This is a genomic window from Pacificoceanicola niger (assembly GCF_048553275.1).
Taxonomy (GTDB): Bacteria; Pseudomonadota; Alphaproteobacteria; order Rhodobacterales; family Rhodobacteraceae; genus Pacificoceanicola.
Window position 1 is genome coordinate 396161 of the sequence record NZ_JBLZMW010000002.1, and the last position, 24766, is coordinate 420926.

At 64.0% G+C, this 24766-nt stretch carries 21 protein-coding genes; 7 read left to right on the top strand and 14 right to left on the bottom strand.

Annotated features, from left to right (window positions below):
* Positions 1 to 44 precede the first annotated feature (44 nt).
* The 3 genes from ACN2XU_RS04510 to ACN2XU_RS04520 form a co-directional block, all read right to left on the bottom strand.
* A complete protein-coding gene (locus ACN2XU_RS04510) occupies positions 45 to 2291 on the bottom strand; it encodes a glycosyltransferase (protein ID WP_419409207.1) in 2247 nt (748 codons plus the stop codon).
* A 25-nt stretch (positions 2292 to 2316) separates the two neighbouring features.
* A complete protein-coding gene (locus ACN2XU_RS04515; RefSeq protein ID WP_419409208.1) occupies positions 2317 to 4164 on the bottom strand; it encodes a tetratricopeptide repeat-containing sulfotransferase family protein in 1848 nt (615 codons plus the stop codon).
* 215 nt (positions 4165 to 4379) lie between these two features.
* Positions 4380 to 5420 carry a Hint domain-containing protein gene (locus ACN2XU_RS04520; protein ID WP_419409209.1) on the bottom strand — a complete coding sequence of 347 codons (1041 nt, stop codon included), beginning with the start codon at positions 5418 to 5420 and terminating at the stop codon, positions 4380 to 4382.
* A 485-nt stretch (positions 5421 to 5905) separates the two neighbouring features.
* Between ACN2XU_RS04520 and ACN2XU_RS04525 the strand changes: the two genes are divergently transcribed.
* Positions 5906 to 6238 carry a DUF6916 family protein gene (locus ACN2XU_RS04525; RefSeq protein ID WP_419409210.1) on the top strand — a complete coding sequence of 111 codons (333 nt, stop codon included), beginning with the start codon at positions 5906 to 5908 and terminating at the stop codon, positions 6236 to 6238.
* 14 nt (positions 6239 to 6252) lie between these two features.
* On the opposite strand, the gene ACN2XU_RS04530 is transcribed toward ACN2XU_RS04525, so the two are convergent.
* The 6 genes from ACN2XU_RS04530 to xylF all read right to left on the bottom strand — a co-directional run bounded on the left by ACN2XU_RS04530 (position 6253) and on the right by xylF (position 12707).
* A complete protein-coding gene (locus ACN2XU_RS04530; protein ID WP_419409211.1) occupies positions 6253 to 6759 on the bottom strand; it encodes a GNAT family N-acetyltransferase in 507 nt (168 codons plus the stop codon).
* 193 nt (positions 6760 to 6952) lie between these two features.
* Entirely contained in the window at positions 6953 to 7483 is a 531-nt protein-coding gene (locus ACN2XU_RS04535; protein WP_419409212.1) for a phage tail protein, read from the bottom strand.
* A gap of 731 nt (positions 7484 to 8214) precedes the next feature.
* On the bottom strand, positions 8215 to 9516 hold the full coding sequence (gene xylA, locus ACN2XU_RS04540) for a xylose isomerase (protein WP_419409213.1): 1302 nt from the start codon (positions 9514 to 9516) through the stop codon (positions 8215 to 8217).
* Between the two features lie 55 nt (positions 9517 to 9571).
* Entirely contained in the window at positions 9572 to 10333 is a 762-nt protein-coding gene (locus ACN2XU_RS04545; RefSeq protein ID WP_419409214.1) for an ATP-binding cassette domain-containing protein, read from the bottom strand.
* Positions 10333 to 11625 (bottom strand): sugar ABC transporter permease, encoded by a 1293-nt coding sequence (locus ACN2XU_RS04550; RefSeq protein WP_419409215.1) that lies wholly within the window; start codon positions 11623 to 11625, stop codon positions 10333 to 10335. Before ACN2XU_RS04550 ends, ACN2XU_RS04545 begins: the two co-directional genes overlap by 1 nt.
* 92 nt (positions 11626 to 11717) lie before the next feature.
* Positions 11718 to 12707 (bottom strand): D-xylose ABC transporter substrate-binding protein, encoded by a 990-nt coding sequence (gene xylF, locus ACN2XU_RS04555; protein WP_419409273.1) that lies wholly within the window; start codon positions 12705 to 12707, stop codon positions 11718 to 11720.
* 268 nt (positions 12708 to 12975) lie between these two features.
* Between xylF and ACN2XU_RS04560 the strand changes: the two genes are divergently transcribed.
* From ACN2XU_RS04560 to ACN2XU_RS04585, 6 genes are all read left to right on the top strand, one after another.
* On the top strand, positions 12976 to 14229 hold the full coding sequence (locus ACN2XU_RS04560) for an ROK family transcriptional regulator (protein WP_419409216.1): 1254 nt from the start codon (positions 12976 to 12978) through the stop codon (positions 14227 to 14229).
* Positions 14226 to 15716, top strand: a complete 1491-nt coding sequence (locus ACN2XU_RS04565; protein WP_419409217.1) for a CRTAC1 family protein — start codon at positions 14226 to 14228, stop codon at positions 15714 to 15716. Before ACN2XU_RS04560 ends, ACN2XU_RS04565 begins: the two co-directional genes overlap by 4 nt.
* A 344-nt stretch (positions 15717 to 16060) precedes the next feature.
* On the top strand, positions 16061 to 17389 hold the full coding sequence (locus ACN2XU_RS04570; protein ID WP_419409218.1) for a cytochrome-c peroxidase: 1329 nt from the start codon (positions 16061 to 16063) through the stop codon (positions 17387 to 17389).
* A gap of 88 nt (positions 17390 to 17477) precedes the next feature.
* The gene (locus ACN2XU_RS04575; protein ID WP_419409219.1) at positions 17478 to 17750 is read left to right on the top strand and encodes a hypothetical protein; all 273 of its coding nucleotides are present in this window, start codon (positions 17478 to 17480) and stop codon (positions 17748 to 17750) included.
* 267 nt (positions 17751 to 18017) lie between these two features.
* Positions 18018 to 18284: a hypothetical protein gene (locus tag ACN2XU_RS04580; RefSeq protein ID WP_419409220.1), complete on the top strand. Its 267-nt coding sequence runs from the start codon at positions 18018 to 18020 to the stop codon at positions 18282 to 18284.
* A 55-nt stretch (positions 18285 to 18339) separates the two neighbouring features.
* On the top strand, positions 18340 to 21396 hold the full coding sequence (locus ACN2XU_RS04585; protein WP_419409221.1) for a S8 family serine peptidase: 3057 nt from the start codon (positions 18340 to 18342) through the stop codon (positions 21394 to 21396).
* A 499-nt stretch (positions 21397 to 21895) separates the two neighbouring features.
* Here the strand turns inward: ACN2XU_RS04585 and ACN2XU_RS04590 are convergent, their stop codons facing one another.
* From ACN2XU_RS04590 to ACN2XU_RS04610, 5 genes are all read right to left on the bottom strand, one after another.
* Positions 21896 to 22060 carry a hypothetical protein gene (locus tag ACN2XU_RS04590; RefSeq protein WP_419409222.1) on the bottom strand — a complete coding sequence of 55 codons (165 nt, stop codon included), beginning with the start codon at positions 22058 to 22060 and terminating at the stop codon, positions 21896 to 21898.
* 368 nt (positions 22061 to 22428) lie between these two features.
* Positions 22429 to 22815: a HesB/IscA family protein gene (locus tag ACN2XU_RS04595; protein WP_419409223.1), complete on the bottom strand. Its 387-nt coding sequence runs from the start codon at positions 22813 to 22815 to the stop codon at positions 22429 to 22431.
* 88 nt (positions 22816 to 22903) lie between these two features.
* Positions 22904 to 23650: a DUF3307 domain-containing protein gene (locus ACN2XU_RS04600; protein ID WP_419409224.1), complete on the bottom strand. Its 747-nt coding sequence runs from the start codon at positions 23648 to 23650 to the stop codon at positions 22904 to 22906.
* A 24-nt stretch (positions 23651 to 23674) separates the two neighbouring features.
* A complete protein-coding gene (locus ACN2XU_RS04605) occupies positions 23675 to 24298 on the bottom strand; it encodes a MarR family transcriptional regulator (RefSeq protein ID WP_419409225.1) in 624 nt (207 codons plus the stop codon).
* Between the two features lie 78 nt (positions 24299 to 24376).
* The gene (locus ACN2XU_RS04610) at positions 24377 to 24739 is read right to left on the bottom strand and encodes an SUF system Fe-S cluster assembly protein (protein WP_419409226.1); all 363 of its coding nucleotides are present in this window, start codon (positions 24737 to 24739) and stop codon (positions 24377 to 24379) included.
* Positions 24740 to 24766: the final 27 nt, after the last annotated feature.

The window sequence follows — 24766 nt, forward strand, 5'->3', positions numbered from 1 at the left end:
TTTCTGTGTCGGCAGAAGGCGCGCCCGGAGGCGCGGCTTTGGTGTCAGGAGAGGTTTTCCAGAGCGTCCAGAAGCGCCGGCCAGATTTCGGTCTGGCTGGGGCGGGTGCTTTCAGCGGTCCAGTGGCTCGGGAGGATCTTGTAGCGCACCGGATTGTGCATGGCGACCACGCGGGCCAGCCGGTCGTTTTCAATGATGGTCAGCGGAAACTCCGCGCGGGACACATCCGTCTGAACCAGATAATGCGCCACCGCGCGGGTCAGTACGCCGGGGCCGGTCTTGCCCCATGCAAGCTCGGCGGTGCGGTCCAGCAGCGCCTGTTTCACCATCTTGGCAGCGAGGATCACCGCCGGATGTCCCGGCGGCGCGGCGATGAAATTATTGCCCAAGGCCCCGCCGAGCGCCTCTCGGTAGATCACCAGACCGGCGGTTTCCTCCAGCAGACCGCCCAGATCGCCATGCAGCCGGTCGTCGGCATCGGCCCAGACCCCGCCGAATTTGGCCAGCAGGCAAAGCCGCAAAAGGTCGGATTCCTCCGCCGGATTGCGCGCCATTTCCAGCGCCCGGACCCAGCGCGGACCCAAGCTCTCGCGCAGGAAGGCCACCGCCTGCGCGCGGGTCCAGAGTTCGTGGCTGAATCCCTCTGCTCCGGCCCAGCTCTGTGTCATGCGCTGGACGATCTCTGGCGGCTCCGGTTTGTCCCAATACTGGAAGATGCGCCGGGGAACTGCCTCTCCGGCCTGTGCCATGGGCGGCGTCTGTGCGCGCCATGCGTCGATCAGCCGGATCGCGGCAACGACGGAGCCGGGACGCGCCTGTCGCCAGTCCTCAAGCGTGTCAAACCCGCCGCGCGCGCTGTAATCGCGGTGTTCGAGCTGCAGCTCCAGAGACATGGTCCCGGCAAGGCCGCTGCGGTGCAGCAATTTGCCGGTCTCGCCCAGCGGGTTCCCGATGGCGGCGTAGATCTCGTCCAGCCGGGCAATGTCCGCCAGACCATAGATCAGCTTGGCCATGATGACGCGATGCGGCAGGGTCAATTGCCCGAGGCGGCGCAGGTCGGCGTAATGCTCCATGGCACCGGGCAGATCGTTGCGCATCCCCGCCAGCCGCATGCGGTGCCCGGCGATCTCGCCTGGGGCGAGGCTGTCCTTGCCGCTCTCGATGGCGGCCTCGGCCACTTCCAATTGTCCGAGTTTCATCGCCCAGATGATCCGGTAGCTGCAAAGCCCGCGCGCCTTCGGCCACCGTCGGGCACAGGCCGCGAGATAGCGCAGAGCGAGCGCATAGCGCCCCTGACCGATCAGCGCGGTGGCCTGCATCTGGGCTACATGCGGCGGTTTGGCCGGGGCGCGAAGCGGGCGCAGCAGGGCGACAGCGGTGTCAAACGCCATCAGCGCGATGGCGACCTGAGCCGAGAGTTCGGTGTATACCCGATCCGGCACACGGCCTTTCAGCGCTGCGGTGATCCGGTTCAGGGTCTCGGCGTCGGCAGAGACCATTTGCGTCGTAAAGACGTGGCGCAGCAACTCCGTGTCCGTCGGGGCCGCGCGGGCCAGCCGCTGCAGGACGGCTTCTTCCGCGTCTTGCTGACCAAGCTGGCGATGGATGCGCGCAAGGGGCAGCGCCACGGCCCGCACCGCGTCGGCTGTGTCCGCGCTGTCCAGCAGCAGGGACAGCCCGGAGACTGCCTCCCCCGGTGGGCAGCGGCCGGTCAGCAGCGCAATAAAGTCGGCGCGCAGGTCGGCATGCGCCGGATTGGCGTCCAATGCGCGATGATAGAGCGGCATGGCAAGAGCGACGCCGCCGGGCAGGGAAGTCAGCGCCCTGAGCGGCGGGGCCGGATCGAAGCGCATCGGCGGGTGATCGAGACAGGCGGCAAGTGCCTGCGCCAGCGCGTTGGGCTGCCCCAGCCGCTCGCGGAGGATCACGTCAAGGGCCAGAAAAGGCTTGTGACGCGTCGCCTCGCCGCGCCCGCGCCCGGCGTCGAGCGTTTCGGCTGCTTCGGTCAGGCGGTTTTGCTCAAGCAGCAGCTCGGCCAGCCTGAACATCGGCCAGAAGTTGCCACGGTTGCGCGCGGCGGTGATGCGCAGCTGGCGCTCGGCCTCGGCGATCCTGCCGTCTCGGCGGTGCAGTTCGGCCTGCAACAGCTGGATCTTGACCGGGATCACGTCGTTCAGCGCAGCCTCGATGGCCCAGCGGGCGGCGGTCAGGTCGCCTTGATCCAAAGCCAGATCGGCGGCGTCGGCATGGCTTTGCCAAGAGGGCGTCGGGGGCGGGGTGGTGTCTGTCATGGGGGTGTCCGGCTCCGGTCCGGCCTCAGCCTGCCGGGTCCAATCCGGCGGCGGCGCGCTCGTCTTCGGTCAGGCTGTCCTTTACTTCGGCGGCGAGATCGCGCAGCAGCGGGCCATAGCGGCGCCAGCGCGCAACGGAGGTGCCATAAATCGGCTGCCGGACCTGCGCGAAGGAGGCGGTGTTGACCTGATGCGAGGACTTCGTGTGGTCGAGCACGTCCTCGCGCCAGTCCAGCCCGACAAAGTCGAGCACCGCCCGCATGCGCGGCTCGGGGGCGGCGACGACGTCCTCATAGGGCACCTGCCGGACCCGATCCGGCAGCAGCGCGGCCCAGTGGTTCGCCATGGCGTCAAAGCGGCGGTAGACACTGCCGAGGGTGGTGAAATCGGTGCTGAATGTCTGGTTGGAGCCGAAGTTCTGCATGTAGTTCGAAAGCAGGCAGTCCATGGGATGGCGGCGCATGATGAGGAATTTCGCCTTTGGCAACGCAAGAGCGAGCAGGCCGATATACATGTAGTTCGCGGGCATCTTGTCGGAAACAAACGCCCCGCGCAGCCCTTCGCCATGCAAGACACTGATGTAGTCTTCACCAAGGCGCGTGAAGTCATCGGCGGTCAGGCTCTCGGGCGGGATCTCCTGTTCGAGCGCAGCGCGGATCTGTTTGTTACGGGCAAGCGCGCGGAGTGAGCCGGGAAGCTCGCCGCCGGCCTGCACATCCGGATGCCGCGAGAACATCTGGTCCATGAGTGTTGTGCCGGAGCGCGGCATGCCGCAGATGAAGATCGGCGTCATGGCGTCGATCCCGCCGCCGCCGCTGCAGCGCGACAGCAGCGCCGGAGAAGAGAGTGCGAGAAGGCGCGCATGCTGCTTCGCGGCGCTGGTTTCATCGTAGGGGTGCTGCTCGGCATTGAGTGCATTGCCCGCGTGGTAGTGGTCCATGGCCTTGCCGTATTGGCCGAGGTCGTCGGCGGCCTTGGCGAGAGCGAAGTGCAGCGTGGTGCGCGGTTCCCGCGGAATATCGGCAATGCGGCTCTCGTAGTTTTGCAGCAAGGCATATTCCGGGCTGTCTTCGCGGGTCTTGCGCAGATTGACGACGCGGGCGAGGGCGGGAATGCCGAAGGGCGGGCGCCCGGCTATGCTCAGCAACACTTTGGTCGCCTCGTTCAAGCGTCCCGCGGAGGCGAGGATATTGCCGAGGTGCAGCTTGGGCTCTACTTGGTCCGGAGCCAGTTCGATGGCGCGGCGGGCATGGTGCTCGGCGCTGTCGGGACGTTCACGGCGGAACAGCGCATGGGCCAGTTGCGAATGGGCTGCCGCACTCTGCGGATCGACGATCAGCGCCCGGAACAGCACATCGATGGCACGGTCGAAACTATTGACCCGGATCAGCGCCGTGGCGAGATTGATCAGCGGATCGAGTACGGTGTTGTCAAGCGCGACAGCCCGCTCCAGATGCTGGATCGCTTCGGGATAGGCCTGTTTGATCACCAGCGCGGCCCCGAGATTTGCCTGTGCCATCGCGTGGTTCGGGGCGATCTCCACGGCGGAGCGGAATTGTTCGGTGGCCTCATCCAGCGCGCCGTCCTGCGCGAGAATGGCGCCATAATCCACCATGATGCTCGGATCTTTCCGTTCGATGCTGAGAATATCCTGCAGCAGCGCCTTGGCCTCGTCCCGCTCGCCCAGGTAGGCGAGGTTCAGCGCCTTGAGATGGACGAGGCGCGTCAACCCGGAATGCTTGCCCAGGATGCGTGAGATCAGGGCGCCCGCGTCCTCATATCGCCCGGCGGCCTGGTGCTGAACGATCCTGCGAATGTCTTCGTTGACCGACGCGAGTTCGGCGGCATCAATTGCGGCAGCGGAGGATGTCATCGGCATGTTCCAAATTGGTCGGACAGGCAAGCGCCTGCCGCTGTGATTTTTCTAGGCGCGCGGCGGCGAAAACGCAAACAGACGAGGCGCGCCGCCGTTGTTTTCCCCGTCGGCAGGCGCGGGACAAGGGCTGCACCCATAAGAAAAGGCCAGCGGCCTGTCAGCCCCGGCCTTTCCCATGATAATGCGACAGTCGCGACCTGCGGTCTGCGCGATCAGGCGGCGACCTCATCTGCGGCGGTTGTCTGCATCTGCGCGTCTGCGCGCCCGGCAAGGCGGGCCACGATCTCCACCGGAACCATGCGCGGGGCGATGATGCGCGGCAGGGCCATTTCCCGGATCATCGGCACACCCGCGCGTTCGGCGCCGTTGATAAAGGCGCTGCGATCGGGGTTGTCGAGATAGCTTTCGGAGGCGAGCCCCTCGGCGAGGATGAGTTCGTGCGTGTCGGTCTCGACGTGGTAATAGGAAAAGCCGTCCATCGGCATCTGCGCGACCTTGTAGATCGTTTTGCCGTTGACCAGTGCACTGGCATTGAACAACAAACCGTCGATTTCCACCGCGTGATCGGGCGAGACAAAGAGATCGCGGCTCGGCACGCCATCGGCAACAGCCCCGGCCTTGATGCAGATCGGGTTTACCTTCGCGGGGTGCGCAGTGCGTGCGTTGATCGGCTGAACGCCGACCCATTTTACGGTGGTCTCGCCACCGGTTGCCAGCGGCAGGGTGTCGCCGGGCAGCAGATCTTCGACAGCCACGCGGCCGCGCGCCGTCTCGATCCCGGTGCCTTCGAGATAACAGACCAGCGTCGCGTTCAGATTGTCGAGCGTAAGATACGCGCTGCCCGATGGAACGAACTTGATGGACGTAAACTCGTTGGTGCCACCCTGATTGACGTTGATGGTGCTATCGGCATTGGCGGCGTTGATCGTGGTGGTGAAATTGCCGTTTGTGCCGTTCAGGATCACCTGCCATGTCCCCGTAATCGAAGAGCCAAGGCGAAGAGCCAGTAAGCCGGAAAAGTTGCTGGCCGCGTTGGTCACGTCAAGTGTCCAGCTGGCGACGCCGGTGCCCTGGTCAGAGATGGAGATCTGACCGTCGCCGCCCAGTGCCGGGCTGTAGGTCAACTGGTTCCCCCCGGGGTTGCCGGAGGTGCTGATCGTGAAATTGACGCTCTCGTCCGAGAAGGTGTGGGACGGGTTTGTCCCGCCAAGAGGTCCAACCTGACTGCCCTCGTCGAATTCAAAAAGTGGCATGATCGTCTCCAATTCGGCTCGGCGCCAAGCGCCCGAGCGGTCTGCCTGCTGAAATTCCGCCGAACCGTGCTTTAGCTCGTCGAAGTCCTTTGCGGCGGACGTTAGCATATTTGCGCAGCTTAAAAAGTGATTTTCCTCACAGAGATGCAACCATTCGGGGCGAAAAACCTTTTTTGCTCGGCAGATTGGCGGCGTTTCGCAGGCTGCAGGCGCGCGCAAACAGATGTTGTTACGGCGGCGATGTGGTTCCTTGTGCAAAGCTGATGGGCGCATCGGAAGACACAAGGGCGCGATCACGCGCCATGGTCCGCCATGGCGGCAACGCAAGGCGTCGAGGCATCATGAAACATGGCGAACCCGCATGGCGCATATCCGATCTGCTCCGGCGTGTGCCGTGCTGCGGACGGGACAGGAGGCGGAAGGTGATTGACCTCCGCTGACGGATGCGATCCCTTGAACCGACGACGGCTTGAATTGGATTTATCATGACTGACCTTGCCACACTGACCCCGGCGCACTTCGAGGGGCTGACCGGACAGACCGTGACCACGGATACGGCGGATGGGCCGGTGTCGCTATTGCTCGATAACGTCAAGCAGCTCGGCCGCCAGACCCTGCGCGACAATCATATCGAGATCGAAGGCCGGGTGCTGCCGCCGCGGCAGGCCTTTGTCATTGTTCTCGAAGGCCCGCGCGAGCCGGTGTTGGAGCAGCGAATCCGGGAAATCGAGTTTCCCGAGCTGGGCAGGCTGTCCTTGTTCATGGTCCCGTTTCGGCAGGACCACGATTGCACCCTGTACGAGATCGGGTTCAGCTGAGCCGCGCTATGCGATCAGATCTCGCGCGGGGTCAGGTCGGGACGCCATTCCATATGAAGATGGGTCGGGGTCTGGCGCAGGGGCCGGAACCCCAGCCGGCGATACAGCGACTGGGCCGGGTTGGTGAGTTCTACACTCAACCGCGCGGGGACCTTGCCGCCCCAGGCCTCGTTGAGCAGCGATTTCACGATGTCGGTGCCGATGCCGCGCCCGCGCCAACCTTCGGCCAGAGTGAATTCGATGATGTAGAGGCAGTCATCCTGTCGGTCGACATACAAGCGCCCGATGGGCTGGCCATCCATCTCGATGATCAGGAAGGACGCCCCGAGAAACTGCATCCGATAGGCGGTGTCCTGCGTCTTGAACTGCTGTTCGAGAAAGTCGCGTTTGTCCTCCGGGCTCCATTGCGCGATGCGGAATTCCCACTCCCGCGTGCTTGCGTAGAGGCTCATGAGAAAAGCGCGGTCGGTGTCCTGCGTCGGGCGGAACGTCACTGTTCCTTTGGGGAAAAGCGTTTGCATGGAATGGCTCCGTCGTGAATTCGGCCCCGGTGGGCCGGCGGGGACGCCTCGGAATTTTGCCAAAGGTCCTGGCCGGGAACAAGCGTGATTTGGGGCGTGCCGGGCGTTGCGCCGGAACATGCACGCCGGGCGTGAAAAAGGCCCGCGCGGAACGGGCCTTTGCCGTGGAACTCATGGGGACCGTACCGTCTCTCTAGTTGCGAGACGGGAAAATACCGTAGAGGCAGATCTGGTAGTTCATCGCCAGATAGGGCTGCAGGTTCGTGTGTGGCTGACTGCCGCCGGCAGCCTGCTCCGTGATCGCTGCGGGATCAAGTACGACGTCATCAGCGGGCGATTGCGATCGGAACCCGCCCGCGTGGCCAGCGATCATCTGGCCTTCCGGCGTATCGACGTTGCCGTTTCGGTTCTCCGCGCGAAGCCGCGGGTTGTGGGTGTGGGAGGGCATTTCCGCTGCGGTCAGTGTCACCTGTTCGGTGCCGCCGTGCTGACCGATCCTGTAGTCGGAAAGGCCCGGTCCGCGGCCATAGTGAATCGGAGTTCGGCCGCGCAGGTCGGGAAGGCCAAAGGTGGTCCGCCCGTCACCGCCATAAATGGTTCCGAGCAGCGAAAAAAGCGCCGTATTTTGCGAAATCGCGATGAGTTGGCCATCACATTTGGCGAAGTTGCGTTGGGCAAAATCATAGCCCACCAGCAACGCCTGACCGATGTACTCATTTCCCATTAGTGCTCTCCCTGAAATTGTCTTCCTGCATGATTGTGTAGGAGGAGGCTGCCACGCAAGTAAAGCTAAGATTGTGGACAGTTAATGAGGGTGTACACCTTTAGGTTGACGGTCTGTTTTGCAGCCTTTCAATCCCGAGGGTGTCTGCGCGGCCGGTATCGTAAGGGGAGGGGTCCTCAAATCCAGAGGTTGAGAATCCGAAATCCATAGTCTTTGATCGGTTCTGCAATCGCTTAAGAGACCTTGCTGGTCCTATGATCGGCATCCTGCCGATTGTCTGCTTAAGTGAGCTGAGGGGTGGTTTGATCTCTTTTGGGTTGTTTTCCATCTGAGTTGACGACGCGAATTTTTACGTAACTGCCCCTATGCGTGAAACCTGCAAGAGGCCGAATTCCCTTGATAATTGTGCGCCAGATCACAGGCCGAGACTGCGTAGACCGCTCGTACTCGCTCCGATTGTGGCGGAAAGACTCAGCGCCGGCCTTCATGTCATCGCGCCGCGCGCGGCGCATTGAGATCTGATGCGTCTGACGTTCGCGTTTGACCGGTACGAATGGCATCACTGATGCGGGCGTCGATTGGGCAACTTACGGATAGACTGGCCTATCCGGATGGGCACGGGCGTCAACGCCATCGCGATCGCGACCCGCAGCCAGACGCGACAGCGCCGCATGAAAAAGGGCCACCCGGTGGGGCGGCCCTGCTGTGTTGTCATGTGCCGTGATCCGGCTTCAGAGATAGCGGTTCCACAGGTTCTCAAGGCGCTCCTGACGGCCGGAGCGCGGCTCTGGATTGAGGCCCTGATCGCGCACACGGGCTTCGATGCTGGCCAGGTCGGAGTGCAGCATCGCCTTGTTTTCCGGCTTGTCCCAATCGGCATAGCGCGCGTCGCGAGCCGCTTCGAGACCGCCGTCTTCGAGCAGCGCAGCCGCCGCCTTCAGACCGCGCGCACAGACATCCATGCCGCCCGCATGGCCAAGGATCAGGTCCTCCGCGTCCAGCGATTGCCGCCGTAGCTTGGCATCGAAATTGGTGCCGCCGGTGGTGAACCCGCCCGCTTTGAGAACCTCGTAATAGGCCAGCGCCACTTCCGGCACGTTGTTCGGGAATTGGTCGGTATCCCAGCCGGACTGGTAATCGTTGCGGTTCATGTCGATGGAGCCGAGAATTCCCAGCGATCCGGCCAGCGCCAGCTCATGTTCAAAGCTGTGACCAGCAAGGATGGCGTGGCCCTGCTCGATGTTCAGTTTGACCTCGTTCTCAAGGCCAAAGCGCTTGAGGAAGCCATAGATGGTGGCGACATCATAATCGTATTGATGTTTGGACGGCTCCTGCGGCTTGGGCTCGATCAGGATTTGTCCTTTGAAGCCAATCTTGTGCTTGTAGTCGATGACCATCGACAGGAACGCCCCGGCCTGCTCCGCCTCGCGCGTCAGATCGGTGTTGAGCAGCGTCTCATAGCCCTCCCGACCGCCCCAGAGTACATAGTTCGCGCCGCCCAGCTTGTGCGTGGCGTCCATGCAGGTCTTTACCGTGGCCGCCGACCAGGCAAAAACCTCCGGGTCGGGGTTCGTTGCCGCGCCGGACATGAAGCGGCGATGGGTAAAGAGGTTGGCCGTGCCCCAGAGCAGCTTGGTCCCGGAGCTTTCCATCTTTTCGCCGAAGTAATCGACAATCTCTTCGAGATTGCGGGTGGTTTCGGCGAAATCCGCACCAGCGGGGCGCACGTCTTCGTCATGGAAACAGAAGAACGGCACGCCGAGACGGTCGAACATCTCGAAGGCCACATCGGCCTTCATTTTCGCCTGCTGCATGCCCTCGCCGTACCACGGCCGGTCAAAGGTGCGCCCGCCGAAGGGATCGCCGCCCTCCCAGGCAAACGAATGCCAGTAGGCCACGGCAAAACGCAGATGATCTTCCATGCGCTTGCCCATGACGATTTCATCAGGGTTGTAGTGGCGATAGGCAAAGTCGTTGTCCGTTTCGGGACCTTCGTACTTGAGCTGAGGGATGTTTGCGAAAAAATCGGTCATGTCTGTCTCTGTATGGGAGGAAGCGGCCCGCCTTCTATCGGGGCGGGCAGATTGGTCACGCGGCGGCGACCGGTTTCTTGCCGAGGATGATCATGCTGAGGATGTCCTCGTCGGTCACCTCATCGACGTTCACGGTGCCGACAAGCTGGCCGTTTTTCATCACCGAGGCGCGATCGCACAGGTCCATGACCGCATGCACGTCGTGCTCGATCAGGAAGATGCCGATGCCCTGGGCCTTGAGCTGCTGGATCAGCTCGGCAACCATCTGCGTCTCCTGCGGGCCGAGTGCGGCTGTCGGCTCGTCCATGATCAGGATGCGGGCGTTGAAATACACCGCGCGGGCGATGGCGACGGACTGCCGCTGGCCGCCCGAGAGCGCCTTGACCGGATCCTTGAACTTGCGGAAGTTCGGATTGAGCCGCCCCATGATCTTGCGCGTCTCCGCCTCCATCTGGGCATCGTCGACAAAGCCGGTGGGCGTCACCAGCTCGCGACCGAGAAAGAGGTTGGAGGCCGCATCGAGATTGTCCGCCAGCGCGAGCGTCTGGTAGATCGTCTCGATGTTGTATTTACGCGCATCGCGGGGATTGTGGATCTCGGCCTTTTCGCCGTCGATCAGGATCTCTCCGGCGTCCATCTTGTAGGCACCGGAGAGGCATTTGATCAGCGTCGATTTGCCCGCGCCGTTGTGGCCCAGCAGGCCGACGACCTCGCCAGGGTGCAGATCGACACTGACGTGATCGACCGCCTTGATCCCGCCAAAGGCGACGGAGACGTCACGCATTTCGACAAGAGGGGTTCCGCTTCTGTCAATCATCACGCGTCTCCCGTCCGCTTGCGATAAAGGATGTCGATCAGCACCGCGAGCACAAGGACCGCGCCGACGACGATGTTCTGGAACGGCGCATCGACACCAACCATGGCCATGCCCGACTGCAGCGACTGCATGATCAGCGCGCCGAGGATGGCGCCGTAGATCGTTCCGAGGCCACCGGCGAGGGCGGTGCCGCCGATGACGGCGGCGGCGATCACGCGCAACTCGTCCAGCGTGCCGATGTCATTCGAGTGGAAAGACAGCCGCGCCGAGGCGACGACCGCCGCCAGCCCGCAGAGCCCGCCCATGATGGCAAAGACCTTGACCGTCAGCAGGCGCGTATTGATCCCGGAGAGCTCCGCCGCATCCGGGTTGCCCCCGGTGGCGAAGATGTATCGGCCAAGCCGCGTGCGGCGCGCCAGCAGTGTCATGATCACCGCAACTGCGATCAGCAGCAGCACGGAGAAGGGCAGGCCATAGGCTTGAGTGTAGCCGTCGGGCATGACCTCGCCGCGCGCCTCGAAGGCACGGCGCAGGACGCGGACCGGGATTTGATAGGCGTTGAGCGTGGCAACGAAACCAAGGATCAGCGCCGCAGAGAGGCCCATCAGAACCGCCTCGGCCCAGACCGGTTTGACCGGGAATTCGTGGCGGATGCGGGCGCGGCGCGCATTGTTGATGGCTAGCCATGCCGCAGCCACGGCGATTAGCGCAAAGACCCAGCTGAGGCCGGCGCCAAGGGTGCCGCCGATGCCGCCAAGCATCTGGAAGGTGTCGTCGAGCGGCCCGATGGTCTGACCGCTGGTCAGATACCACGCCACGTTGCGCCAGACGAGCAGACCGCCAAGCGTCACGATGAAGGCCGGGATCGCGAGATACCCCACGAGCCAGCCGTGAAACGCGCCGATCAGCGCGCCGGTGGCAAGGCCCACGATGATCGCGAGCGGCGCCATTGCCGGGCTTCCGTAGTCGATGCCGAGGTTCGGCAGCAACTGTGTCTGGGTAATCGCCATCATCGCCGAGCAGGTCGCAAGCAGCGAGCCGACGCTCAGGTCGATGTGGCGCGTCACGATGACAAAGACCATGCCGGTGGCCATGATGGCCACGCTGACCGTCTGGATCGTCAGGTTGAAAATGTTGCGCGGGGTCAGGAAGCGCCCCTCCGTCAACACATTGAACACGACACAGACCATGATGAACGCCCCGATCATGCCGAGCAGGCGGGTGTCGAACTCAAGGGTCTGGAAAAAAGATTTGCGACCGGCGGTGGAGCCGGAGGCGCTGGCCTCTGCCATGGGAACCTCACTTGTATGAAGGTGAGAGCAGCCCCCGCCAGCGTCCATGCGCGGCGGGGGCCTTCGGTCACGTCACGTCAGCAGACGCGCGATCAGTTGCAGGGTGCGGGGCCGTCGGTGACGCCCTGGCACAGAGCGTCTTTCTCGATCCAGCCTGCGTCCACGACAGCGGTCAGGTTGTCCTTTGTCACCGGGACCGGCTCAAGGAATTTGGCGGAAAGCGTGGTGCCCGCGGGCGATGTCCATTCCTGCGCACCCTCGATGTCGCCCATCGCGGTGCCGCCGGCCAGCTCCACGGCGATCTCGCCGGCAGCCTTGCCAAGATCCCGGGCATCTTTCCACACCGACACGGTCTGGGTGCCACGGGCGACGCGGTTCAGCGCGGCGTGATCGCCGTCCTGACCGGAAACCGGAATGCCGTCCATGCCCTGTGCGGTCAGCGCCGCCACGGCGCCGCCTGCGGTGCCGTCATTGGAGGCCACGACCGCGTCGACCTTGTTGTCGTTCGCCGTCAGCAGCTGTTCCATGTTGCGCTGTGCGTTGGCGGGCAGCCAGCCATCGGTGTAGGCCTCGCCGACGATGGTGATCGCGCCGCTGTCGATGGCCGCCTGCAGGACTTCCTGCTGTCCGCCGCGCAGGAAGTCCGCGTTCGGATCGGTGGGCGAGCCCTTGATCATGACGTAATTGCCTTCCGGAGCGGCTTCGAGCACGGCGCGGGCCTGCATGCGGCCGACTTCCACGTTGTCGAAGGTCAGATAGAAGGCGCGGGCGTCTTCGATCAGGCGGTCATAGGCGATGACCGGAATGCCTTCGTTGGCGGCAGCCTGAACGGCGGGGATGATCGCCTGCGTGTCCTGCGCGAGGATTATCAGAACGTCCGCGCCCTGCGCGATCAGCGATTCAACGTCCGACAGCTGCTTCGAGGACGACGACTGTGCGTCGGCGGAGACATAGGACGCGCCAGCCGCGTCCAGGGCACCCTTGATCGCCGCTTCATCGGTCTTCCAACGCTCTTCCTGAAAGTTGGACCAGGACACGCCAACGGTCTGAGCCGAGGCCGTCACAGCCATCGCAAGGGTCATGGCCGCGCTGGCCAACAAAGTCTTGTACATGATTTCCTCCCATGTCGCCCGTATCGGGCAATGCCCGGCTGACTCGCCGGTGTGGCGCAACACTGTCGCGATTAAATTCAGGTGTCAAATTAAATTTGCGCCGAGGGATTGCCAAGATGCAAGGTTTCCTGTCTTCTCACCCGTAAAACCGCTTATAATTTGGGCGGGGTGCGGATATTGATCGTGATTACTTAATCCTCTGAAGCAAAAGGGCGTCACGGCTGTGCGGGAAAAAGATGTGGAGACAGAGGCGTTTGCCGGGTGTGGCCCGCTGCTCCGTCCGGCCGACGCGGCGCAAAAGCCGCTGCGCCAGCTGGTCTTCGAGCATCTGCGCGCGCATGGGCAATTGCCGCGTGTACAGGTGGCCAAGGATCTCGGGGTCAGCCCGGCCTCCGTGACCACGATCACCTCCGAGCTTATCGAAAGTGCTCTTCTTGAAGAGGTGCAAACCCCGCGTCAGGCGGATACGGGCCGTGGCCGTCCGGCGGTGGCGCTGCGGGTGCGACCGGGGGCGCATCATGTCATCGGCATCAAGCTGTCTGACCGCCGTCATACCGCCGTCATTGCGGATCTGTCGGGGCAGGTGGTGGCCAGTGCCGCCGCGCAACGCGAAATCCGGCCGCTCTCGCGCGCGCAGCTTCTGGACGATGTCGAGGCGCTGATGCGCGACGTCTGCGCCGAGGCCGGTCTGACGCCCGGTGATCTGTGCGGTATGGGTCTGGGCATTCCGGGCTTCATCGACGGCGAAACCCGCACGGTGCTGTGGTCTCCGATCCTGCAGGGGCGCGATACGGAAATCGCGTCCGCGCTGGCCCGGCGTCTCGGGATGCCGGTAGAAATAGACAACGATGCCAATCTTCTGACGCTGGCCGAATTGTGGTTCGGGGTCGGGCGCACTATCTCTGACTTCGCCGTGGTGACGATCGAACAGGGCGTCGGCATGGGGTTTGTCATCAATCAACGGCTCTACCGGGGTGCGCGCGGGGTGGGCATGGAACTGGGCCACGCCAAGGTGCATCTGGACGGAGCGCTTTGCCGCTGCGGACAGCGGGGCTGCCTCGAAGCCTATGTTGCCGACTATGCGCTGGTGCGCGAGGCCCGCACGGCGCTGAACCTGCCCGATATGGAAGACCGCTCTGTCTCGGTGCTGCTCGAAGGGCTGCTGCGGCAGGCCAAGTCCGGCAATCCGGCGGCGCATTCGATCTTTCGCCGCGCCGGGCGCTATCTTGCCCTGGCGCTGGCCAATGTCTCGAACCTTTTCGATCCCGAGCTGATCATCCTGTCCGGCGAGCGGATGCGCTATGACTACCTTTATGCCAATGAAACCCTGCGCGAGATGAACACGATGACGCTCGACACCGGACGTAAACCACCCAAAGTCGAGATCCACGCCTGGGGCGACATGGTTTGGGCGCGCGGGGCCGCCGCGCTGGCCTTGCAGAGCCTGACCGAGCAGATGCTCGGCAGCGCACGGGACGTGGCGGCGCAATGAGGGGCGCTCTGGGGCTGTGCCTGATCGCCGCGCAGGCAGGGGCCGATCCGGCCTTCGTCGATGATCGCGCCGGGCTTCCGGTCGAGCATGTCTATTCCGGTGGGTGGGAGCATTTTGTCGGCGGGGGCGTGGCGGCATTCGACTGCAATGGCGATGCGCTGCCAGAGCTACTGGCAGCGGGCGGCACGGAACCGGCGCGGCTTTTCCTCAATGCGTCGGACGTGGGCGGCGCGCTGCGCTTTTTGGCCGGTGCGTTTCCGCAGATGACCGGCGTCACCGGAGCCTATCCGATTGATATCGACAGCGACGGACGGCTGGACCTCGCGATCCTGCGTGTCGGGCCGAACCGGGTGCTGCGCGGACTTGGCAATTGCGCGTTCGAGGACGCCACGGACGCATGGTCCCTGCCGCAACACGACGCCTGGACCACCGCCTTTACCGCGACTTGGGAAGCGGGCGCGGACTGGCCCACAGTGGTTTTTGGCAATTACGTCGACCGCACCGATCCGGAAGGACCGTTCGAAGCCTGCGACGACAGCACGCTGGTCCGCCCGGGGGCGGCGGGCTTTGGCGCGGTTGAGTCCATCAGCCCCGGCTACTGCACGCTCTCGGCCCTGATCTCGGATTGGCAGCGCAGCGGCACGCCTGAACTGCGCCTCTCCAACGATCGGCACTACTACGTGCGTGGCGGCTATGAGCAGATGTACCGCCTCTCGCCCCTGCAGGAGCGACAGGATTGGGCCAAGGTCTCGCTCTGGGGCATGGGCATTGCGGCGCGCGATCTGACCGGCGATGGCCTGCCGGAGGTGATGATGACGTCCATGGGCGATCAACTGCTGCAGTTCAATCGCGGCAGCGGCTTCGAGGATGCGCCCTACGCACAGGGCACCACCGCGCATCGCCCGCACACCGGAGACGATGGCCGGCCCTCGACCGGCTGGCATGCGGAGTTCGGCGATGTCGACAACGACGGGCTGCCGGATCTGTTCATCTCCAAGGGCAATGTCGACCAGATGCCCGGCATGGCGATGCACGATCCCAATTCGCTGCTGATGCAGCAGGCCGACGGCACCTTTCGGGAGGTCGGCGCGGTGGCCGGGGTGGCCACGATGGACCGCGCGCGCGGTGCGGCGCTCAGCGATCTGAACGGCGATGGTCTGCTGGATCTTGCGGTGGTCAACCGGCGCGCGCCGATGGAGCTGTGGCGCAACGTGTCGGAGGCGACGGGGGCCTGGACGGCTGTGGACCTGGCGCAGCCTGGGGTAAACCGGCGGGCGGTGGGGGCATGGGTTGCGGTGCGCGCCGATGGCCGCGTGCAGCAGCAGGAACGCACCATCGGCGGCGGCCACGCCGGGGGCAGCGCGCTGCCGCTGCATTTCGGTCTGGGCACGGCAAAGATGGCGCAGGTGCAGGTGACATGGCCGGACGGCACAACGACATCCTGGCAGGATGTGACACTGAACGGGGTGACCCGGATCAGCCAGTGAAGGGCGCGGGGCGAAACGGCGATGGAGATTTTGAACGCTGTGGAAGGGTGCAACCGACTTTTCGGGCGCCGAAGGGCTTGTCTGATCCGCGCCTGCAACGCCCGGATCGGGGGCCGTTCGATGTGCTCTGTCCTGTCCTTGATCCTGACCGTGCCGGGCAGGCCTCCGGTGCTGCCCGGTTTCGCCGGTGCTCTGGCCATGCAATGGGCGCGGGCCAAGCCCCTGTGTCCTTGCGATCTCATGCCATCGAGAGCGTCCCGACATCCCGTCCGCATCCCGCCGGTGAATTGCCCCGGCGCGCCCGGCGTGGCATAGCTTTTCATATGGCAATCGGGAGGAGCCTCATGTGCAAGGCGGTTTGGATCGCGGCGGTCTTGGGACTGGCCACAGCGGGCGGCATCGCGGCACAAACCCCGTTGCCGCCGCCGGTGACAGAGGCCGATTACGGCCCCATTGATCCCGCCGAGGCAAAGCTTGGGCAACTGTTGTTCTACGATCCGGTTCTGTCGGGCAACCGCAACATCTCCTGCGCCACCTGCCACCACCCCAAATTCGCCACCTCCGACGGGCTCAGCCTCGGCCTCGGAGAGGGCGGTGTCGGGCTTGGCCCGGACCGGCATGCCACGGCGCGGAACACGCCCGAAGAACGCATTCCGCGCAACGCCACGGCGCTGTTCAACCTGGGCGCCAAGGCCTTTACCACGCTGTTTCACGATGGCCGCATTCAGGCCGATCCGACCCGCAAGAGCGGCATTCGCACGCCGATGGACGAGGACATGGTGACGGGCTTCTCCGGCGTGCTGTCGGCCCAGACCATGTTTCCCGTGCTCTCGCCGGACGAGATGGCCGGGCATTACTCGGAGAATGACGTCGCCCAGGCGGTGCGCTCCGGTCTGATCACCGGGCCGGGCGGCGCGTGGGACATCATCTCGAAACGGGTCGCGGCGATCCCGCAGTATCAGGCTGGCTTCGAGGCGGTCTATCCGCATGTGGCCGCGGGAGAAGAGGTCCGCTTTACCGATATCTCCAACGCCATCGCCGCCTTTATCGCCTTCGAATGGCGCTCCGACGACAGTCCGTTTGACGCGGCGCTGCGCGGTGAGGTGCCGCTCTCCGGGCTGGCTGCCGATGGCGCGGCGCTGTTTTACGGGGAGGCAGGCTGCGCCGGGTGTCACAGCGGTCCGTTCCAGACCGATCACGGGTTTCACGCCACCGGTGCGCCGCAGCTTGGACCGGGCAAGGCCGCCCGCTTCGAACACCATTCGCGCGATGACGGCCGGATGCGCGTCACCGGCCGCGAGGAAGACCGCTTTGCCTTCCGCACGCCTTCCTTGCGCAACGTGGCGCGGACCGGGCCCTGGGGTCATGCGGGGGCGCACGACGATCTACGCCGCTTTGTGGCCGATCATGTGCGCGGTGGGGCGGCGCTCGACGCCTATGTGCGCAGCGCTGTGCTGCCGGATCTGCCAGGGGGCAAACCGGATTGGGCGGTGCTTGACGACCCGGCCGAACGCGCGGCCCTCGCGGCGGCATCACGTTCTGGCCCGGCGCTGACGGAGCCTGAGCTGGATGCGCTGCTGGCCTTTCTCGACAGCCTGACAGATCCCGCGGCCCTGTCCGGACGGCTCGGGGTGCCGGACCGCGTCCCGTCCGGTCTGGCAGTGGATCGCTGACGGCCCGGATCATGCCCGGCGCGGCGTCCGGCACCGGGCTTTTGTCTGACAATCGCCTGATTTTCGTCCCGGCGTTCCGGACTGTCACATGGCTGAATCATCGGCGTGGTTGAAGGCCCTCAAACGGTCCGAACCGGGGCCTTTGCCTGCCATTTCGGGGGACGCGATGACCGAGCTTTTGTTGTATGCCATTTCGATTTTCTTGTGCGCTCTTGCCGCGCTGTTTGCCTTCGAACGCCTGATTGCCCTGGCCATCCGCCGCATTGGCATCTGGCTGCCCAGCGATCTGTGCGGCCCGGAGGGCTGGCTGATCGACACCACGCGCCGTGCCGGTGTTTTCGATCGCGTTCAAAAAGGCTGAGCCACGCGGGGTCGTGACAGGCGCTGCCGGGCGCGCGGATTTGCTTCAATTTCGAGTGTTTTCAATTATCCGTATTGCGGGATTCATGGCGCGCGTTTGTCATTGACTCCAAAGGACGTCCCCCCTTACCAACCCCATAAAGGCTTGACCTGCTGCATGCGAGGCGTTGGAGCGGTTTGGGTGAGGGATGGTCCGTAACCTATGGAAAATTTTTTCAAATGCCTGAAAAATTTGAACCCTTCGGCGCGGGCGGGATGGCGTCCGGCATTGACCCTTTCTCTGGCGCTGGCGGGCTGTGCGGCGATGGCTGATGGCAAGCCGGACTTAGCGAAGATCACCGGCCATTATGTCGGTCCCGGTGTCACATGCCCTCAGTTTCAGCTCGACACCGGCGAGACGATCAGCCTGTCTGGTGTGCAGGAAACCGCGCTGCAGCCGGGCACGCCCGTGGTGCTTGAGGGGCTATGGCAGCGCATGTCGACTTGCATGCAAGGCCGCGATTTCCGGGTTGTCGACATCCTGACGCCGGAGTGACGCGCCGGATCGACACCGACCGGATTTTATCGATTGTTTTGTAAGAGCGACGCCGATGACACCGAATGACCCCCTTTACCCCTCGCAATGGCAGTTCTCACTGCTTGGCGATATCGAGACAATCTGGTCCGAGTACAGCGGCGCAGGGGTTTATGTCGGCGTCTATGACGATGGGGTTGATTACAACCACGAAGACCTCATCACCGGCTACGACGGATCGCTGCATGTGCAGGACGGATCGAACAACCCGGTCGATCCATTTCCAGTCGGCTCCGATTCCCATGGCACTGCCGTTGCCGGATTGATCGGGGCGACGGGAAACAATGGTCTTGGCGGTGTGGGGGTTGCCCCGGGCGTGACCCTGACCGGCGTGAGTATCTTCAACCCGGCGCTCTATGGCTACATCAACTCCTATAACACGACCGGGTTCATGGACGTGGTCGAACAGGCAGTCGGCCGGTTCGACATCAGCTCCAACAGCTGGGGCTCGACCCCCAGCTACGGCAGCAGTCAAAGCCTTTTGACGCCGGCCGGCTCTGGTTCCGGCTCTTTTGCGGCGCAGCTGTATGTGGCCTACGGGCTGCTTTCGGAGGCGGGGCGCGGCGGCCTTGGCACCCTGATCGCGCAGGCGGCCGGCAATGACAACCTCAACGCCAATGGCAGCGGCGACAACGCGCAGCGTTTTACCATCACGGTCGGCGCTACCGATTCCTCGGGCCTCACGGCCTATTATTCCAACTTTGGCTCCGCGATCCTGATCGCCGCACCCGCCGCCTCTGTCACCACCGACGTCAGCGGCGCGGCGGGCTATAATGATGGGTCTTCTCCGGACGATCCGACCGGGAATTACACCTTCACATTTGGTGGCACCTCGGCGGCGACGCCCGTGGTGTCCGGCGTGATCGCCCTGATGCTGGAGGCCAATCCCGGCCTTGGCTGGCGCGATGTGCACACGATACTCGCCACCTCGGCGAGCCAGACCGGCTCCACGATTGGTAATGGCCGCAGCACAAACGAGGACGGCACCTGGTTCGAGACCGGGGCGGGACACTGGAACGGCGGCGGGCACACGTTCCACGTCAACTATGGCTATGGCATGCTCAACGCCTTTGCCGCCGTGCGCATGGCGGAGGTCTGGACCTACATGACCGGCGGCCCGGCGGTTTCGGCCGGGTCCAGCGTGGAAGGCGGGCTGCAAGAACTCTCGGTCACGGCCAGCTCCGGCGCGCTCGGACTGCCGATCGCGGATCTGGGAACCACCACCAGCAGCATAACCGTGGCGGAGACCATCACGGTCGAGTCCGCCATGGTAACCATTGATCTGACCCACACATGGGCGAGCGATCTGGAATTGTGGCTGGTGGCGCCGGACGGTACGCGCTTCATGCTGATGCAGAACGAAGGCGGCAGCAGCCTTTTTGACGGCGGTTTCGAATGGACCTTCGGGGTCACCGGGCTGCGCGGCTACGACACTGCGGGTATATGGACGGTGGAACTCATCGATCAGGCAGGGCAGGACGTCGGAACCCTGCATGACTGGCAGATCGAGTTCTATGGCTCGGAGGCCTCCAACGACGACATTCATACGATTACCGGCGATTATCTCGACCTTGTTGCCCATGATCCGGGCCGCGCCACGATCACCGACACCAATGGCGGCGATGACTGGCTGAACTTCACGGCTGTTCAGGGCAATGTGGATCTGGCGCTCGGGGACGCCGGGGTGTTCTCGGTCGGCGGGGTGCGGTGGGGGGCGGTGTCGCCCAACACCTTCGAGGGCGTGGCGCTCGGGGATGGCAACGACACCGTCTACGGCGGCGGCGCGGACAACGACATTCTGGGCATGCGCGGCGCGGACGAGCTTTGGGGTGGAGAGGGCGAGGACACGCTGAATGGTGGGGCCGGGAACGACACGTTGTACGGCGGGGCCGATGACGATCTGCTGCGGCTCTGGGACAGCGCGGCGGGAACACTCGACACGCTCGATGGCGGCTCCGACAGCGACACGGCCGATTTTGCCGGGTTTGGCGCGGCGGTCTGGGTCGATCTCAACTATGGGAACAACAACGAAGCCTGGACCCGCGACACCGACAACGCTCAGACCGGCGGCGGCACATGGCGCGCAATCGCCAACCTCGAGTCCATCGAAAACCTGATCGGCACCGCCTTCGAGGACCGGCTGATCGGCGATGCCAAGGCCAATGTCCTGCGCGGCGGTCTCGGCAGTGATGCGCTCAACGGGGAGGGCGGGAACGACACGCTGCAACTCTGGGAGAGCGAGGCGGGCGATCTCGACACGCTCAATGGCGGAACGGGTCAGGACACCGGCGATTTCTCGGGGTTCGATGCGGCGATCTGGGTTGATCTCGACTTTGGCAACAGCAACGAGGTCTGGACCCGCGACACCGGCAATGCCCAGACCGGTGGTGGCACCTGGCGGGAGATCGCCAATCTTGTTTCGGTCGAAAATCTGACCGGCACCGCCTTCGAGGACCGGCTGATCGGCAATGGCGCGGCAAACGTGCTGCGCGGTGGCCTTGGCAGTGACAGCATCAGCGGCGAGGGCGGCGCGGACACACTGCAACTCTGGGAAAGCCGGGCAGGGGAGCAGGACACGCTCGACGGTGGCGCGGGGGTCGATACGGTCGATTTCTCGGAATTCGGTGCCGCGGTCTGGGTCAATCTCGACTACGGCAATTCGCCGGAAGCCTGGACCCGCGACACCGGCAATGCCCAGACCGGCGGCGGCACATGGCGCGCGATCGCGGATCTGAAGTCCGTCGAAAACCTCACCGGGAGTGGCTTTGATGACCGTCTGATCGGCGATGCGGGCGCGAATACCCTGCGCGGCGGCGCGGGCAACGATCTCCTGAGCGGCGCGGACGGCGCGGACAGCTTTGTCTTCGATGTGAACGACGGCGCCGATACCATCACGGATTTCTCGGCGGAGGACGAAATCGTGCTGACCGAAACCGGTAATGTCAGCCTGTCCTACGATGGGACTGACAGCACCATCACCTACACCGACGGCGCCACGACCACGAAGATCATCGTCGAGAATTACGAGATCACGCAGGCCGATTTCAGCGCGGGCGATCTCACCTTCCTCTAGGACGCGCCTTAATTCGCGGGAGCCAAAGGCGGGCGGGTGTCCGATCGCTGTCTCCAGGCACGCAGCCGTGATGGCTTGGTTCGATTTGTTGGATGTTGAACGGGGGCAGGCCCAGCCCTTTTGCCGAAGACGCCGCGCGGTGCGGCAAGGGTTTGGACGATCGACGGGGCCTGATCGCGATTTTCCGGGTGTGCAGGACCGCGTCCCCGTGGCGGGTCCTGCCGGAGAGCTACGCTTTCTGCACGACGGTCAGCAAGCGGGCCAAGACGGGCGCCAGTGTCCAGTTCTTTGAAACGCTTGGCAAAAAATCCCGCGACAAGATGGCGTTCATCGACAGTCCGATCATCCGGGCGCAGCAGCAGGCCACTCCGAAAGGAGGTGGATCACACCCTTGGCTGTTCGCGTTGCGGACTGGGCATCAAGTTCAACGCTCGCGGGGGTGCGTCAGGCGATCACGCTGTCGTAGGGGCAGGCTCTGGAGCAGCGGTCTTGGCTCTGCTCACGGCACATCCACAGCGTCGCGGACCGGGAATATGACGCCCGCGCGATCCTCAAGTTGCATGCTGCGGGCGGCGCGCGGGGCAATATCCCGACGCAGCGAGACCGGACGGGTCAGCACCCGGTCGATCCCGCGCTCGACCGCCAGCGCAACCGGTCCGATCATTTATATAACAAAAATATACACTTAAGAAAGATCGCGACGTGGCAGGAGAAATCCGCCCGAACTCATCTCGCCACTGTTCTGCTCACCCGCTTACACCGCTGGGGGGCATTGCGCGTCCGTATCCAGGTCCGGAGCCGGGTAGGGTCCTATACGGCATGGCCGCGCAATTGCCATTCTCGCGGATGTGAAGCCAGCCTTCGTAGCCCGTCTCTACGAGCCGGTCGATAAACGCCCGGCGCCATTGATCAGCACGGCCCGGTCAGAGCGCTAGATCGTACGGTCATGATAGATCCACACGCCGCCGACCATAGAGCGCCAAGGCCTGAAAACAGGTCTTTCACTTAGTCGATGTCCCCGACCGTGCAGGCTCACGCGCCGCCGGCACCGCGCTCGGCAGCCAGCGTTTCGACATCCTTGAACTTGATCGACTCGCCACAGCCGCAGGCGTCCTCGACGTTCGGGTTGCGGAACCGGAAGCCGGATTCAAGCAAGGACGTTTCGTAGTCGATCTCCGTGCCGAACAGGAACATCTGCGCTGTTGGGGCAATCATAACCCGCGCGCCGTCCTGTTCGATGACTTCGTCGTGCGGTTCGGCGGCGTCGACGTAATCCATGGTGTATTCCATGCCCGCACAGCCGCCTTTCTTCAGGCCGATGCGCAGGCCGTGGCGGCTCTGTCGTTCCATCAGCTTGCGGATCTGGGCGACGGCGGTGTCGGTCAGGGTGACCGGGGTCTGGCCGGGAATGGCGAACATGGGATACCTCTTTGGTTCTCATGCCAATCTAGGGCTCCTGACGCAGAATCTCAAGGTGCGGCGGCCCTGCGTGCGTGCACAGAGCGCGTCAGGGTAGCGCGGATCCGGCCCTGAGCAGCGCCAGCGTGGCATAACTCAGCGCCAGCGCCCAGGCAAACGAGGCCAGCGTGCCGATGATCACGTATTCGCCAGCCTTCTGCCCCTGCGCGGCGGTGTCGAAGCGCAGGATGGATTTTGCGGCGATGAGAAAGCCGATTCCGGCGGGTTGCTGGATCAGCACGAGGATCAGGATCAGGCTGCGTTCGAGCTGGCCGATCAGCATTCCGGCCTCGGGCAGGCTGTCGTCTTCGATCCGGCTTTGAAAGCGCCGGGTCAGTTGGCCGACGGCAAAGCCCCCGGCCCAGACCGTCAGGATCGTCCCCGAGAGCAGCACCGCCGGGGCATGGGCGAGAGCGAGATAGGGTCCCCAGGTGCCCTGCACGGCGGCGAGCGGCCACCAGAGCGCGGCGAGGCCAATCGTGGCGATATGGGCGATCTGATCCCAGACAAACGCCTTGAGTGTCTGTTGGAGATGCGGGGGCAAGGCCCAGACCTTGACTGCATCGATGATCAGGTGAAACAGCGCAACCATCAAACCGACCTGCCAGACCCCGCCCAGCGCGGCGGTGGAAAAGGCAAAGACAATGAGAATTTGCAGGCCGAGCATCAGCGGATTGCGTTTGTGACGCACCATCCAGCCGGTCTGAAAGGTGAAATCCGCCAGCGCATGGGCGAGCAGCAGGGCGGTGAACGTATAGAGGGCGCCGGGCGGCAGATCCGCGATCAATTCAGTCATACCCATACCCTTTCACACACACTGTCAGGCACTGTGCCATTCCGTTTCCCATGCGGTCAATGCCGCATCCATGGCGGGCCATCCGGCGGCGGTCAGCGCCTGATCCACCGCTTGTCTGGTAATGCCCAGAAGACTGGCCACGGCACTGTGTGGTCCGCTTCCGGGGGGCAGGATTTCGGCCATGGCGCGGGCCTGCGCCGGGGTCCAGCCCTGGGCGATCCTGTCGGCCAGCAGCACGGTTGCCGCGCGCGCGCCGCCATCGGCATGATCCATGAGCCGCTCCGGCGGCATGGTCTCCAGCAGGCGACCGGAGGTCACGAAGGCTGTGCCGTGGGCCGCATTGGGATCGCCGGACGCGGGCAGGGTGCCCTCGCCTGTGGCAATGGCGATGCGGGTTGCGCGGCCCTTGCCGAGGCGGCGAATATAGGCCTGCACCAGAAGCGCGGCGCGCAGGCTGCGGGCGAAATCGGTGAAGGCGATTTGCCAGCCATCGCCGCCGCGCCGGGCAAAGCCGGTCACGGGATCGGGCGCGCCCCATTGCGAGACCAGAACGGAGGCGCCGCGCACCGCATCAAGCGTCGCGTCGAGCTCGGAGGCGTCCAGCGCCGTAGAAGCGACAATGTCGCCAGTGAGGACTGTGAAGAGCATATGCAAGTGTTATTGCTTGCATATGCAAAAAGCAAGTGATTTTGCTTGCTATGACTTCGCGGCGAGGCCGACGGGTCTTTACATGAATCCCAGTTCGAGCCGCGCCTCGTCGGACATCATGTCCATGCCCCAGGCGGGGTCCCAGGTCAGTTCGACATCGACTTGCTTGACCCCGGCGACCGGTTCGATTGCCTCGCTCAGCCAGCCGGGCATTTCGCCTGCCACGGGGCATCCCGGTGCGGTCAGGGTCATGATGATCCTGACCTCGTTCTCCGCGTTGATCTCGATGGTGTAGACCAGGCCGAGATCATAGATGTTCACGGGGATTTCCGGATCGTAAACCGTGCGGCACGCCTCGACCACCTGCTCATAGAGCGGATGATCGGTGCTGGAGGGCGCAATCAGCGGCGTCCCTTCGAGCGGGGGGCTTGCTTCGGTCATGAGAGTCCTCTTCGCGTATACCTGAGT

What these genes read in the sequence shown, in the direction of transcription:
- ACN2XU_RS04605 (WP_419409225.1), bottom strand. Translation starts at nt 24,298, where the DNA reads ATGCTCTTCACAGTCCTCACTGGCGACATTGTCGCTTCTACGGCGCTG.
- ACN2XU_RS04545 (WP_419409214.1), bottom strand. Translation starts at nt 10,333, where the DNA reads ATGATTGACAGAAGCGGAACCCCTCTTGTCGAAATGCGTGACGTCTCC.
- xylF (WP_419409273.1), bottom strand. Translation starts at nt 12,707, where the DNA reads ATGACCCTTGCGATGGCTGTGACGGCCTCGGCTCAGACCGTTGGCGTG.
- ACN2XU_RS04595 (WP_419409223.1), bottom strand. Translation starts at nt 22,815, where the DNA reads ATGTTCGCCATTCCCGGCCAGACCCCGGTCACCCTGACCGACACCGCC.
- ACN2XU_RS04575 (WP_419409219.1), top strand. Translation starts at nt 17,478, where the DNA reads ATGGCTGAATCATCGGCGTGGTTGAAGGCCCTCAAACGGTCCGAACCG.
- ACN2XU_RS04550 (WP_419409215.1), bottom strand. Translation starts at nt 11,625, where the DNA reads ATGGCAGAGGCCAGCGCCTCCGGCTCCACCGCCGGTCGCAAATCTTTT.
- ACN2XU_RS04525 (WP_419409210.1), top strand. Translation starts at nt 5,906, where the DNA reads ATGACTGACCTTGCCACACTGACCCCGGCGCACTTCGAGGGGCTGACC.
- ACN2XU_RS04515 (WP_419409208.1), bottom strand. Translation starts at nt 4,164, where the DNA reads ATGACATCCTCCGCTGCCGCAATTGATGCCGCCGAACTCGCGTCGGTC.
- ACN2XU_RS04520 (WP_419409209.1), bottom strand. Translation starts at nt 5,420, where the DNA reads ATGCCACTTTTTGAATTCGACGAGGGCAGTCAGGTTGGACCTCTTGGC.
- ACN2XU_RS04565 (WP_419409217.1), top strand. Translation starts at nt 14,226, where the DNA reads ATGAGGGGCGCTCTGGGGCTGTGCCTGATCGCCGCGCAGGCAGGGGCC.
- ACN2XU_RS04590 (WP_419409222.1), bottom strand. Translation starts at nt 22,060, where the DNA reads ATGATCGGACCGGTTGCGCTGGCGGTCGAGCGCGGGATCGACCGGGTG.
- xylA (WP_419409213.1), bottom strand. Translation starts at nt 9,516, where the DNA reads ATGACCGATTTTTTCGCAAACATCCCTCAGCTCAAGTACGAAGGTCCC.
- ACN2XU_RS04530 (WP_419409211.1), bottom strand. Translation starts at nt 6,759, where the DNA reads ATGCAAACGCTTTTCCCCAAAGGAACAGTGACGTTCCGCCCGACGCAG.
- ACN2XU_RS04570 (WP_419409218.1), top strand. Translation starts at nt 16,061, where the DNA reads ATGTGCAAGGCGGTTTGGATCGCGGCGGTCTTGGGACTGGCCACAGCG.
- ACN2XU_RS04535 (WP_419409212.1), bottom strand. Translation starts at nt 7,483, where the DNA reads ATGGGAAATGAGTACATCGGTCAGGCGTTGCTGGTGGGCTATGATTTT.
- ACN2XU_RS04600 (WP_419409224.1), bottom strand. Translation starts at nt 23,650, where the DNA reads ATGACTGAATTGATCGCGGATCTGCCGCCCGGCGCCCTCTATACGTTC.
- ACN2XU_RS04585 (WP_419409221.1), top strand. Translation starts at nt 18,340, where the DNA reads ATGACACCGAATGACCCCCTTTACCCCTCGCAATGGCAGTTCTCACTG.
- ACN2XU_RS04510 (WP_419409207.1), bottom strand. Translation starts at nt 2,291, where the DNA reads ATGACAGACACCACCCCGCCCCCGACGCCCTCTTGGCAAAGCCATGCC.
- ACN2XU_RS04610 (WP_419409226.1), bottom strand. Translation starts at nt 24,739, where the DNA reads ATGACCGAAGCAAGCCCCCCGCTCGAAGGGACGCCGCTGATTGCGCCC.